Raw genomic sequence first — 12,039 nt, 5'->3', positions numbered from 1 at the left:
GCAAGCCACCATCCCGATCCAGGAACCATGAGCCATCATCGCGATACCCAACTGATCCACGCCGGCACGCCGCCCTTCGTCCAAGGCCACGGCCCGGTCAACGTGCCGGTGGTGCGCACCAGCACCGTGCGCTTCGAGAACTCGGACGCCTATGACGATATCCGGGCCCGCCATGCGCGCGGCGAGCGTGTCAGCTCCTATGGCCGGCACGGCATGGATACCCACCGCGCGCTCGAAGACGCGATTGCCGGACTCGAAGGCGGCAACCGCGCCTTCCTGGCGCCCTCGGGGCTGGCGGCGATCTCGCTGACCTTCCTGGCGCTGCTGTCGCCGGGTGACCATGCGCTGGTGGTGGACAGCGTCTACGCGCCGGTACGCAGGCTGGAGCAAACGCTGCTGCGCCGCCTGGGCATCGAGGTCAGCTACTTCTCTCCCAGCCAGGACGATCTGGACGCGCTGATCCGCCCGAACACGCGTCTGCTCTACCTGGAGTCGCCCAGCTCTCTACTGTACGAGGTGCTGGACCTGCCGCGCCTTGTGCAGATCGCGCACCGCCACGGCGTGGTGGTGGCCACCGACAATACGTGGGCTTCCGGCCATGCGCTGCAGCCGCTGGCGCTTGGCGTGGATATATCGATCCTGGCATCGACCAAGTACATCAGCGGCCATTCCGACCTGATGCAGGGCGCGGTGGTGGTCAAGGACGAGGCGTTGGCGCGTCGCATTGCCGACGCCCACGATGGCTTCGGCCTGGCCATCAGCGCGGACGATGCCTACCTGGCGCTGCGCGGCATCCGCACGCTGGCCGTGCGGCTGGCCCAGCACCAGCGCAATGCCTTGGCGGTGGCACAGTTCCTGGAAGCGCACGAGGCGGTAGGGCGGGTGTTCTATCCTGCCTTGCCCTCGGACCCCGGCCACGCGCTGTGGCTGCGGGATTTCTCAGGCGCCAACGGGCTGGTCTCGTTTTCGCTGCCCACCGCCGACGTGGCAGCGGCGCGCAAGCTGGTGGATTCGCTGAGCCTGTTCGGGCTGGGGGCTTCGTGGGGCGGCTATGAAAGCCTGGTGCAGGTGGCAGCGCCGGAGCGCCTGGCGGAACACTCGTACTGGCGCGGCGCCGAGCCGGTGATCCGCCTGCATATCGGCCTGGAAGCACCGGAGGACCTGATCGCCGACCTGGCGCAGGGGCTGGCAGCGACGGTGCAGGCATCCGTGCCGCAACGGCGCGCGGCGGCCTGAGGCTGTGCGATTTGCGGCCGTTCGCGAAAGGGCAAGGCCGCTAAAAAAAAGAAGCGGGACGGGATGTTTGCCCGCTTCGCAAAAAAGCCAGTGTCATCGTTGCGCTGGCTTTCAGTACCCGCTTGCGTGGCAACACCGCATGGCCCGCCGGACCGCGCGGTGTCGCCTCTCGATGCCGGCCGCGGGCAGTGCCACGGCCGTCAAGGCTCAGATTGCCCAGCCGCCGCCGTAGAACACGGCCAGCGCCAGCGCGATGGCCACGGTGCCCACGTTCAGCTTGCGGTATTCACCGGCCACGATGCGGCCGATCACCAGGGTGCAGAAGCCCAGCATGATGCCCGTGACGATATTGCAGGTCAGCACGATAAAGACCGCGCAGACCAGGCCGGCCATGGCGTCGACCATATCGTCCATATGCAGTTTGCTGACGCTGCTGAGCATCAACAGGCCCACATACATCAGGGCAGGTGCCGTCGCGTACGAAGGCACCAGCCCGGCCAGCGGCGAGAAGAAGATCACTGCCAGGAAGAGCAGGCCGACTACCACCGCGGCCAGGCCGGTCTTTGCGCCGGCGGCCACGCCAACGCTCGATTCGATGTAGGCCGCGGCGGGCGCGCCACCGAAGAAGGCCGAGAAGATCGAGCTGAGCGAGTCCGTGGTCAGGGCACGGCCGCCGTTGGGGATCTGGCCCTTCGCATCGAGCTGGCCGGCCTGGCCCGCGACGGCGCGGATGGTGCCGGTGGCGTCGAACACGGCGGTCATCACCAATGCCAGCACGCTGGGCAGCACCGTCAGCGACAGCGCGCCCTTGATGTCCATCGCACCGATCAGCGAGGCATGGCCCGGCGCGCTCAGCGCGGGCAGCGCGAACACACCCGTGAACTTGACGGCGGGATCGAAGGCCAGGCCCAGCGCAGAGATGGCGACGATCACCAGCAAGATGCCGCCCGGCACCCGGCGCCGCTCCAGCCCGAAGATGGCGGCCAGGCCGAGGATCGACATGACGACCGGGAAGGCGGTGATTTTGCCCAGTGCGACCGGCAGGCCCGCGCCAGGGTTCTTGATCACCAGGCCCACGTCGTTGGACGCGATCAGCAGCAGGAACAAGCCAATGCCGATGCCCGTGCCGTGCGCCACGCCCGCCGGCAGGTTGCGCAGGATCCAGGAGCGCACGCCGGTCACGGAAATGGTGGTGAAGACCACGCCCATCAGGAAGATCGCGCCAAGCGCAACGGCTGGGGAGAGCCCCTGCCCGAGCACCAGCCCGAAGGCGGTGAAAGCGGTCAGCGAGATCGCGCAGCCGATGGCGATGGGCAGCTTGGCCCACACGCCCATCAACAAGGAACCGAACGCCGCGGTCAGGCAAGTGGCGACGAACACGGCGCTGCCATCGAAGCCCGCCTTGCCGAGCATGCCCGGCACGACGAACACGGAGTAGACCATGGCCATGAAGGTGGTGGCGCCGGCCAATGTCTCGCGGCGCCCGGTGCTGCCGCGCTCGCTGATCTGGAAGTAACGGTCGAGCAAGCCCTTGGCTTGCACGGACGCGATGGCGTCGATGGCCTTGGCCTCGATCGCGTCGGTGCCGGGGGCGGCGGCATGTCCGGGGAACGGCTGTTCAAGCATGGCGGAGTGTCTCCTTTGTGGTGCGCTGGGGCGGCGGCTACGTCGCTCAACCCCAGGCTGTCTCGCTTTTTCGTTGTCGTTGCCGAGGCTGTCTGCGGGCCGCCGCGCACAAGCTTTGTGTCGCGTTCGGCACCGCATGCGGCCCGGTACGCCGCTGTCGGCCGCTTGCTCGCCACTCCGTGCTGGCGCTGCCGGTCCGACATGGCGCAAGACTAAGGGAGGGCCGGCTTTCGTTCATAACGGCCGGAACATGGCAGACATTGGGAATTGAATATGAGTGGCAGGTTGCGCTGGCGGCTGGCGCGGCATTCAGAAATGCGCGGATTGTGGCTGGACGCGGGCAGGAAGGCAACTACCAAAGCGGCGATCGTGCGAATGCCGCCCAAATTGTCAGGACTGCCGGGACCTTGGGTAAGGGGTGCGGTGGCGGGCACTGCAACTAGACGGTTTCGCCACTTCGCCCCTACACTGCATGGCCACTCCGGCCCATCGAGCGCCTCCACCTAGCCAAGCCATGCACGCCATGCAAGTGACCTTCCGTTGCGATCCGCTGCTGCAGGACCACCTCCCGCGCCCGCGGCCAGCCCAGCAGGCGCTGCCGGACTGGGTGCGGGCGATGCGTCCCAAGGCGTTCTCGCCCCTGCACGGCCGGGACATCCGCACCATCAAGCAATGCCCGCCGTTTATCGATGCCATGACCCATGGCTTTGTGATCCTGCTGCCATGCGACGTGCGCGTGGAGCGGGGCGTGTTCTCGTGGGATTGGGACTTGCCTGAGCCGGGCATCGACGGCCATCCGCGCGCGCCGCTGAGTTTTCACGTGCCGGAGCAACTGGGCGGCACGCCGCTGCACTCGGATGCCGTCGCCCTGAAATTCAACAGTTTCTGGACGATCGAGCTGCCGCCGGGGTGGTCGCTGCTGGCGATGCATCCGGCCAACCGCTGGGATCTGCCGTTCCGCACGCTGAGCGGCCTCGTCGATGCGGACCGCTTCCATGACGTGGGCATCAATTTCCCGGCGCTATGGACCGATGCGCAATTCGACGGTGTGCTGCCCAAAGGCACGCCTGTCGCCCAGTGCTGCCCGGTGCCGCGAGCGGAGCTCGCGCTGTCCTTCGGCACGATCGACGCGCAGGGCGCCGGGCGCTACGAGAAGCTGGCGGCGGAGGTGCTGACCACGCCCGGCGTGTACCGCAAGCGCTTTCGCGCGCCGCGCGAGCGGGGTGGTCAGTCCTGAATGCTGCCCGGGTTGCCTGGGTTGCCTGGGTTGCCCGGTACGCCGAGGCTGGCCAGCAAGGCACGCAAGGCGCCGAGGTCGGCCCATAGCCGGCCGTGCGGTCCCGAGCACAGCGCCTGCGCGATGCGGCCGAAGGTCTCCGGTGCAACGCGGTAGGCGTGGGCATAGGCGGCCAGGGCCGCATCCGGCTGGCCGTCTTCCTGCAGCACGATGCCAAGGTTGACCGCCGCCGGCGCAGCGTCCGGCTGGCAGGCCAGGGCGCTGCGCAAGGCGGCCTGCGCACCGCGCAGGTCACGCCGGTCTTGCCGCACCAGCCCAAGCTGGATCCAGCCGTCGTAGTCCCGCGGATGCGCGCCGACCAGGGCTTCCAGCGTGGCTTGCGCGGCGCTCAGCTCGCCGAGTTCTTGCTGCGCGATGGCCAGGTTCAGGCGCGCCTCCCGGCTGCGCGGCTCCAGCGCCACGGCACCGGCAAAGGCGCCGGCAGCCTCGGCCTTGCGCCCGAGCGCATGCAGCACCTTGCCCCGCTGGAACTGCGCGCGCGCGATATTGCCGTCCAGCGCCAGGGCGCGGTCCAGCGCCGCCAGCGCGGCTTGCAGCTCGCCGCCCTGGCGCATCGCCTCCGCCAGTTCGATCCACGCCGGCGCAAAACCCGGCGCCCGCTGGATCAGCAGGCCCAGTTCCGCCACAGCGTCCGCCGCTCCGCTCTGCAACCGGGCGACGCAAGCGAGATAGCTCGGCTCCAGGGCATTTCCGCTGAGCGCGCAGGCGCGCAACAGGGGCGGCAGCGCCTCTGCCGCCGCGCCATCGGCCAGCGCCGCCCGGCCGGCGATCAGTAGCGAGGGCAGGTGATCCGGCCGCAGCAAGAGTCCCTGCGCGATATGGCGCCGCGCCAGCGTGGCATCACCACGCTGCAGGGCAATCTGCGCGCTCAGTTGGCACACGGCGGGATGCGCCGGGTAGCGGCCGATGAGCGCGGCCGCATGGCTGGCGGCGGCATCGACGTTGCCCTGGTTCAGATACGTGATGGCCGCCGTCAGCCCGGCCTCCAGTTCAACGTCCAACTCAACTGCCAGCGCGGCTTCGGGCGCGCTCGGGTCCGTACTCGGCTTGGTCATGGCAAGCGGCGTGGTTGCGGTGGCGCAAGCTTAACCGGTCTGGCGGGTATGCGGCGTGCCCGCGCTGGTTTCGTTCACCGCCATCCAACGTCAGTCAATGTTGACATGCTGGCCAAACTCCTCCAGCAGGCTTGCGCGATGCTCGTCCAGCCTTGGCGAGCGCCGGAAGCGGCTCGCGCCTGCCTGGCTGCCGATCTTGATCGGGTTGCCGGCCAGGGTGATCGGGCGGTCCTCGCCGATGCTGGCTTGCAGCAGCATGCCGCGCGCTTGCACGTGCGGGTCCTGCACGATGTCGGCCACGCTTTGCAGCGGGCCGTGCGGCACGCCGGCGGCTTCCAGCGTGGCCGACCAGGTGGCGCTGTCCGCATCAGCCAGGCGCGCTTCCATGCCAGTCTTGAGTTCGGCGTGGTGCTGGTTGCGCGCCAGCACGGTGGCAAAGCGCGGGTCGGCCGCCAGCGCCGGCAGGCTGAGCGCGGCGCAGAGTTTCTGGAACAAGGTGTCGTTGCCCGCTGCAATCACGATGAAGCCGTCAGCGGTCTTGAACATGTCGAACGGCGTGATGGAGGGATGGCGCGTGCCCAGCGGCGCGGGCACGGCGCCGGTGGCGGAGTGGCGCGCGATGGCGTTTTCCAGCAGCGCGACCTGGCAATCGAGCATGCCGATATCGACGCGCTCGCCAAGCCCTGTGCGGCTGCGCTTGAGCAGCGCGGACTGAATGCCAATGGCGGCATACAGTCCCGCGCCAAGGTCGCCGATGGACACGCCGACCCGCACCGGGTCGCCGCCGGTCTGGCCGGTCACGCTCATCAGGCCGCCCATTGCCTGCACCACCATGTCGTAGGCGGGCCGGTCGCGGTAGGGGCCGGTCTGGCCGAAGCCGGAGATCGAGGCATAGACCAGGCGCGGATTGGCGGCGTGCAAGGCTTCCCATGTAAAGCCGAGTTTTTCCATCACGCCGGCACGGAAGTTTTCCACCAGCACATCGGCGCCGGCGATCATCGCCGCCAGCACTTCACGGTCGCGCGGGGATTTCAGGTCGAGCGCGATGGATTCCTTGTTGCGGTTGACCGAGGCGAAGTACGCCGACTCGCCATCCACGAACGGGCCGACATGCCGGGAGTCGTCACCGCCCGCGGGGTTCTCGATCTTGATCACGCGCGCGCCGAGATCGGCCAGCATCATGGTGCAGTAGGGACCGGCCAGCACACGGGTCAGGTCTACCACGGTAAAGCCCGCGAGCGGGAGGTTTGCGGCATTGCGATTCATGGAAATCCTTTTGGGCCGGGAGGCCCCGGGTACATCGAACGAGTGCGGGAAGGGCGTGCGGCTCAGTCGATCCTGGCGCCGCTGCTCAGCGTCAGGTCTGCCACGGTCTTGCCTTCGCGCTGCGCGAACTGCCGGAACTCCGCGGGCGATGCGGACGGCGAGACTTCCTCGCCGCGGCTGGCCAGCCTGGCCCGCAATTCCGGCTTGGCCAGTGCCCTGGCGGAAGCGGCGAAGAGCTTCTCGATCACGGCGGGCGGCGTTTGCGCCGGGGCAAACAGGCCATACCAGTTGGTCACGTCGTAGCCTTTGATGCCGGCTTCGGCGACGGTCGGATAGTTCGGCAGCACGGAAGAGCGCTTGGCGGAGGTGACGGCAATGCCGACCACCTTGCCGGTATCGATCATGGCCTGCACGGAAGCTGGCGTGGCAAAGGTGAATTGCGCATCGCCGGCGGCCACCGCCTGCGCGGACGGCGCGCCGCCCTTGTAGGGCACGTGGGTAAGCTGCACGCCGGCCAGCCTGGTGAACTGCACGCCGGCCAGGTGCGTGATCACGCCGTTGCCGGAGGACGAGTAGTTGAGCGCGCCGGGGTGCTGGCGGGCTTTTGCCAGCAGGCTGGCCACGCTGGTGATGCCGGATTCCTTGTTGGCCGCCAGCAGCAGCGGCGAGACGGTCAGCCGCGTGATGGGCGCAAAGTCCGTGGGCTCGTAGCGGATGTTCTTGTAGAGCACCTTGTCGCCGCCCATCAGGCTGGCCGAGGCGATATACAGCGTGTAGCCATCGGCCGGCGCCTTGGCCACGGTCTCGGCGGCAATGGTGGTGCCCGCGCCAGGCTTGTTGTCGACGATAACCGGCTGCCCGAGTTCCTTGGAGAGCGCGTCGCCATACAGCCGCGCCACGTTGTCGGCGCCGCCGCCAGCAGGAAAGCCGATCACCACGCGGATCGGCTTGATCGGGAAGGCGTCCGCCGCCAGCGCGGGGCCGGCCAGAGCGGATGCGGATGCTAGCAGGAACAGCAGGGTGGGGTGCCGCTTTGTCATCGTTGTCTCCGGGTTTTGTTTCTTGCGTACCGTGTTCAGTCTTCTGTCTTCTGTCTTCTGTCTTCTGTCTTCCGCTTTCTGCTTTGCGCGGCGCGCCTACCTGCCGGTGAATACCGCGGCGCGTTTCTCGCGCCAGGCGGCTGCGCCCTCGCACAAATCCGCCGACGCTCCGGCCCGCGCGATCTCGCGTTCCAGCGCGGCCGTGTCCAGCGCGCCGCGCGCGATCTGGTTCAGGGCCTGCTTCATGCCCAGCAGGGCAATGGGCGCCATGCCGGCGAGCGTGGCGCTGAGCGCATCGACACGCTGCGCCAGGGTGTCGGCCGCGACGATCTCGGTCAGGAAGCCCACCTTGAGCATTTCATTCGCATCGAGCCGGTCAGCCGTCAGGAAGAGGCGCTTGGCGGTGTCCACGCCCAGCCGGCTGACATAGCGCTCCAGCCCGCCCCGGTAGAAATGCAGGCCGAGCCTGGCCGCTGGCATGAACATGTCGCAGTGGGGCACGCCCACGCGGAAGTCGCAGGCCAGGCACAGATCCGTGGCGCCGCCATAGACGCCGCCGTTGACCGCCGCGATGGTGACCGGGCGAGCGGCTTCGATCAGGTCGATCATCTCGCCGAAGGCCGGCGCCCCCGCCTCGTCGGCGTTGGCCAGCGCGCCGATGTCGTAGCCGCTGCAGAAATACTTGCCGGTACCGGTGAAGCGCAGAACCAAAACACGCTCCATCGCATTGATGGAGTTGATATGCTCGCGAAGTACCAGCAAATCACGCGGACTTAGCCGATTCGCCACTTCGGGGCGTTCAAAGGTGATGGTTGCAACGCTTCCATCGATGCTGAGCCGGGGTTCGCCGTGTATTTGCATATAAGATTGATGTTTAGATATATTGAGGTAGATTTTAGATATGCCAAAGGAAGCATCAAATCGAGGTTTACCCGTGCAGTCACTCCAGGACCGGATCCGGGAGGCGATTGAGGAAGAGATTCACGCCGGCAAGCTGAAGCCCGGATCGCAGCTGGACGAGCGGGCGCTGGCCGAGCAGTTCGACAGTTCGCGCACGCCGGTGCGGGAGGCATTGCTGATGCTGGCGGCGCAAGGCCTGGTGACGATCGTGCCGCGCGCGGGGATCTTCGTGCACAAGCCAACCGTGGCCGAACTGGTGGCAATGTTCGAGACGCTGGCTGAGATGGAGGGCGTGGTGGCCCGGCTGGCAACGCAGCGCATCAGCGAGGCGGGCAGGGCGGCGCTGTCGTTGGCGTTCGAGCATGGCCGGGCCTTTGTGGAGGCGGCCGATACGCCGGGCTATGTGGACGCCAACCGTGATTTCCACGACGTGCTCTATCAGGCGACAGCCAACCCGTATCTGGCTGAGCAGATTCGCATGCTGCGGCGGCGGCTGGCGATCTACTGGCGCCATCGCGGACTCATCAACCCCGCTCGCGTGCCGAGTTCCTTCCAGGAGCATGGCGTGATCGTGGCGGCGGTACTGGCGGGCGACGCGGACGCGGCGGCCGCCGCGATGCGCGCGCATCTTTCGGCGGGTGGCAAGGCCGTCGCCGATCTGGTGCTGCTGGCGCAGGACGCTTATGACGAGCCGGCCGCCGCCGCGGGAGGGCGCTGAGCCAACCGCGCCGCGCCGAACGCGCTGGCGCGCCAACTGGTAGCATCGCAGACGGCTTGTCTGGCGCTCACGGGCGCCCGGTAACATCTGGTCAAGGGGGCGGCGGCGCTGCCTCCGCTTCTCAACGCTGTTTTCCCGAGTCTCCCGCTTCGTGTCTGCCGAACCCTATTTCTACGAGCCCGCCAACGGGCATGGCCTGCCGCATGATCCCTTCAACGCCATCGTCGGGCCGCGCCCGATCGGCTGGATTTCGTCGCGCGCGGGCGATGGGATCGTCAATCTCGCGCCCTATAGCTTCTTCAACGCCTTCAACTACACGCCGCCCATCGTGGGTTTTTCCAGCATTGGCTACAAGGACAGCGTGCGCAATATCGAGCAGACCCGCGAGTTCTGCTGGAACCTGGCCACGCGGCCGCTGGCCGACGCCATGAACGCGAGCTGCGCGGCCGTGCCGCCGGAGGTCGACGAGTTCGAGCTGGCAGGACTCACGCCGGTAGCGTCGCGCCTGGTCGCGGTGCCGCGGGTGGCGCAAAGCCCGGTCTCGTTCGAGTGCAAGCTCACCCAGCTGATCCAGCTCGAGGGCGCCGATGGCCATCAGGTGCCGACCTGGCTGGTGCTGGGCGAGGTGGTCGGCGTGCACGTGGACAAGGCGCTGTTGAAGGACGGCATCTATGACACGGCCGCGGCCCGGCCGATCCTGCGCGGCGGCGGGCCGGCCGACTACTTCGAGATCGGACCCGAGGCGCTGTTCCGCATGCGGCGCCCGCGCTGAGCGCTTCCTCGACGCCTTCTCGGCGTCGATGGCGGATTCCAGGCCGGCGGATTGCCGGTTTTTTCACGCCTGCAGATTTTCCTTGACAGACAGACCTGTCTACTAAAATAATGTAGACAGGTCTGTATCATTATGGATTCGCCGAATGCGCTGCAGGCCGCCTTTTTTCAATGCATTGCTGTCACAGCCAGGAGAAGTCGATGCCGTCCAACCCCGAAATCCGCCCGCCCGTGCCCCCGTTCACCCGTGAAACCGCCATCCAGAAAGTACGCGGCGCCGAAGACGGCTGGAACAGCCGCGACCCCGAGCGTGTGGCGCTTGCCTACACCGTCGACAGCGCGTGGCGCAACCGCGCGGAGTTCGTGAACGGGCGCGAGGCCATCGTCGGCTTCCTGGCGCGAAAGTGGCAGAAGGAGCTGGACTACCGCCTGATCAAGGAACTGTGGGCTTTCGACGGCAACCGCATCGCGGTACGGTTTGCGTACGAGTGGCATGACGATTCGGGCAACTGGTATCGCTCCTACGGCAACGAGAACTGGGAGTTCAACGAAGCCGGCCTGATGCAGCGGCGCTTTGCGTGCATCAACGATGCGCCGATCAAGGCGTCCGAGCGCAAGTTCTTCTGGCCCCTGGGGCGCCGGCCGGACGACCACGCCAGCCTGAGCGATCTCGGCCTTTAGAGGCCATTTCAACCTCTTAGAGGCCATTTCAAAAAGATTCTGGCGTCGTTGCGCGGCCTTGCCGTACCAGTTGTACTGTCTGCGGCCGCGCGCCTAGCCAGAACCGCTTCGCTTCATTTTGAAACAGCCTCTTAGTCCGCATGGCCCGATCAGGGATAATCGCCCCACTTTTCGCAGCAAGGAACACTTCAGCCATGGCCACGCCTTCCGCCCGCGAGCGCATCCTGGATACCGCAGCCCGCCTGTTCTACCAGGACGGGCTGCGCGCGACCGGCATCGACAAGATCATCGCCGAGTCCGGCGTGGCCAAGATGTCGCTGTACCGGCATTTCGCCTCAAAGAACGAACTGATCGCGGCCTTCCTCGACCGGCGCCACGAGAGCTGGATGCGCTGGTTCGAGCAGGACGTGGAAGCGCGCTTTGCCGCCAGCCCCGGCCTGGAGGTCATCGCGCACGCGCTGGCCGACTGGTTTTCCGACGCGGATTTTCGCGGTTGCGCGTTTATCAATGCGGTGGCGGAGGCGGGCGCCTCCGGCGAGGGCACTCAGGTGGCGCAATCCGTGGCGCACAAGGCGGAACTGGCGGCCTTTATCGCTTCGCTGGCCAGGCGGCTTGGCCTGCCGGAGCCCGACGCCATCGCCGAAGAGGCAATGCTCTGCGTGGAGGGCATGATCGTGCGGTACCAGATGACGGCCGATCCGGGCGTGGTCGATGCAGGACGGCGCTTGCTGCGCCGGTTGCAGCAAGTGCGTTGAGGGCGGGGGCGTAAAGCCCATTTCGGGGCGGCTGTTACAGCGGCGCAGGCTGTGTCTGGGGTGCCTGCGCTGGCTGAGTTGACTGTGCTGGCGCGGCGGGCTTCTTGTCGTTCGTGCCGCTGTAGGCGAAGTACCTGGCCTTGGCGCCCTTGGCCCAATACGCCAGGGTGAACTGCTTGCTGTCGCGCGCGTAGAGCATCTCGAGGCTGCCGTTAGCTGCCTCCCACGCGGCGTAGCCGTTCTCGGCACCGGGCTCGGTCTTGCGCTTGGACTCGTAGCGGGCGTCGAGCTTCTTGCTGACGTCATCCAGCACGGACCGATCGAACGTCAGCGTGACGAGCGCCACCGCGTCGCCCGCGTCGCAGTTCACGATCGCGCGGGTCAGGCCCGGCAGATTGAAACGTTCAAGGTGCTTGAGCTCCACCGTGTCCCCGCCGGCCCACGGCGTGGTGCCTGTCTTGACGCGATTCGGGCCGGGCGTCATCCGCGCGCACTTGGTCTTGCCAAGCTCAAGGCCGAGGGGGGCCGCGTCCTTGCCGGGTGGTTGTGCCTGGGCGGCGATCGACGCGAACAGGAGGGCGGCGAGGAGGGGGCGCTTCTTCATCATGGTTTTGGCGAGATTCGACATCTCGAAACGAACATGAGAGAGATTTTAAGGCCTGCCGCCGCGAGGACATGCAATTGCGCGTTTTGC

The 12,039-nt window shown here is 67.1% G+C and carries 12 protein-coding genes; 6 read left to right on the top strand and 6 right to left on the bottom strand.

Features of this window, described 5'->3' with window-relative positions:
- Positions 1-27: 27 nt before the first annotated feature.
- A complete protein-coding gene (gene metC, locus RR42_RS31610) occupies positions 28-1,236 on the top strand; it encodes a cystathionine beta-lyase (protein WP_043355809.1) in 1,209 nt (402 codons plus the stop codon).
- A 207-nt stretch (positions 1,237-1,443) separates the two neighbouring features.
- Here metC and RR42_RS31605 read toward each other — a convergent pair whose 3' ends face one another.
- A complete protein-coding gene (locus RR42_RS31605) occupies positions 1,444-2,862 on the bottom strand; it encodes an NCS2 family permease (RefSeq protein ID WP_043355806.1) in 1,419 nt (472 codons plus the stop codon).
- A gap of 523 nt (positions 2,863-3,385) precedes the next feature.
- Between RR42_RS31605 and RR42_RS31600 the strand changes: the two genes are divergently transcribed.
- The gene (locus tag RR42_RS31600; protein ID WP_043358280.1) at positions 3,386-4,099 is read left to right on the top strand and encodes a hypothetical protein; all 714 of its coding nucleotides are present in this window, start codon (positions 3,386-3,388) and stop codon (positions 4,097-4,099) included.
- Here the strand turns inward: RR42_RS31600 and RR42_RS37990 are convergent.
- From RR42_RS37990 to RR42_RS31580, 4 genes are all read right to left on the bottom strand, one after another.
- Positions 4,090-5,214 carry a tetratricopeptide repeat protein gene (locus RR42_RS37990; RefSeq protein ID WP_052495104.1) on the bottom strand — a complete coding sequence of 375 codons (1,125 nt, stop codon included), beginning with the start codon at positions 5,212-5,214 and terminating at the stop codon, positions 4,090-4,092. The two genes, RR42_RS31600 and RR42_RS37990, sit on opposite strands and share 10 nt — an antisense overlap.
- Positions 5,215-5,304: 90 nt before the next feature.
- Positions 5,305-6,480, bottom strand: coding sequence for a CaiB/BaiF CoA transferase family protein (locus RR42_RS31590; protein WP_043355805.1), 1,176 nt, complete (start codon positions 6,478-6,480; stop codon positions 5,305-5,307).
- Positions 6,481-6,542: 62 nt separating this feature from the next.
- Positions 6,543-7,520 carry a Bug family tripartite tricarboxylate transporter substrate binding protein gene (locus RR42_RS31585; RefSeq protein WP_052495103.1) on the bottom strand — a complete coding sequence of 326 codons (978 nt, stop codon included), beginning with the start codon at positions 7,518-7,520 and terminating at the stop codon, positions 6,543-6,545.
- A 96-nt stretch (positions 7,521-7,616) separates the two neighbouring features.
- Positions 7,617-8,381, bottom strand: coding sequence for an enoyl-CoA hydratase/isomerase family protein (locus RR42_RS31580; RefSeq protein WP_043355804.1), 765 nt, complete (start codon positions 8,379-8,381; stop codon positions 7,617-7,619).
- Positions 8,382-8,454: 73 nt separating this feature from the next.
- Here RR42_RS31580 and RR42_RS31575 point away from each other — a divergent pair, with 73 nt between their 5' ends.
- The 4 genes from RR42_RS31575 to RR42_RS31560 all read left to right on the top strand — a co-directional run bounded on the left by RR42_RS31575 (position 8,455) and on the right by RR42_RS31560 (position 11,345).
- Positions 8,455-9,138, top strand: a complete 684-nt coding sequence (locus tag RR42_RS31575) for a GntR family transcriptional regulator (protein WP_043355802.1) — start codon at positions 8,455-8,457, stop codon at positions 9,136-9,138.
- Between the two features lie 151 nt (positions 9,139-9,289).
- Positions 9,290-9,910 (top strand): flavin reductase family protein, encoded by a 621-nt coding sequence (locus RR42_RS31570; protein ID WP_043355800.1) that lies wholly within the window; start codon positions 9,290-9,292, stop codon positions 9,908-9,910.
- A gap of 200 nt (positions 9,911-10,110) precedes the next feature.
- Positions 10,111-10,590: a DUF1348 family protein gene (locus tag RR42_RS31565; RefSeq protein ID WP_043355798.1), complete on the top strand. Its 480-nt coding sequence runs from the start codon at positions 10,111-10,113 to the stop codon at positions 10,588-10,590.
- Positions 10,591-10,784: 194 nt separating this feature from the next.
- A complete protein-coding gene (locus RR42_RS31560; RefSeq protein ID WP_043355797.1) occupies positions 10,785-11,345 on the top strand; it encodes a TetR/AcrR family transcriptional regulator in 561 nt (186 codons plus the stop codon).
- 34 nt (positions 11,346-11,379) lie between these two features.
- Here the strand turns inward: RR42_RS31560 and RR42_RS31555 are convergent, their stop codons facing one another.
- Positions 11,380-11,973: a hypothetical protein gene (locus RR42_RS31555; protein ID WP_043355795.1), complete on the bottom strand. Its 594-nt coding sequence runs from the start codon at positions 11,971-11,973 to the stop codon at positions 11,380-11,382.
- Between the last annotated feature and the right edge of the window lie 66 nt (positions 11,974-12,039).

The organism is Cupriavidus basilensis (assembly GCF_000832305.1).
Classification (GTDB): domain Bacteria; phylum Pseudomonadota; class Gammaproteobacteria; order Burkholderiales; family Burkholderiaceae; genus Cupriavidus; species Cupriavidus basilensis_F.
This window is presented reverse-complemented; position numbering and strand designations above follow the sequence as displayed.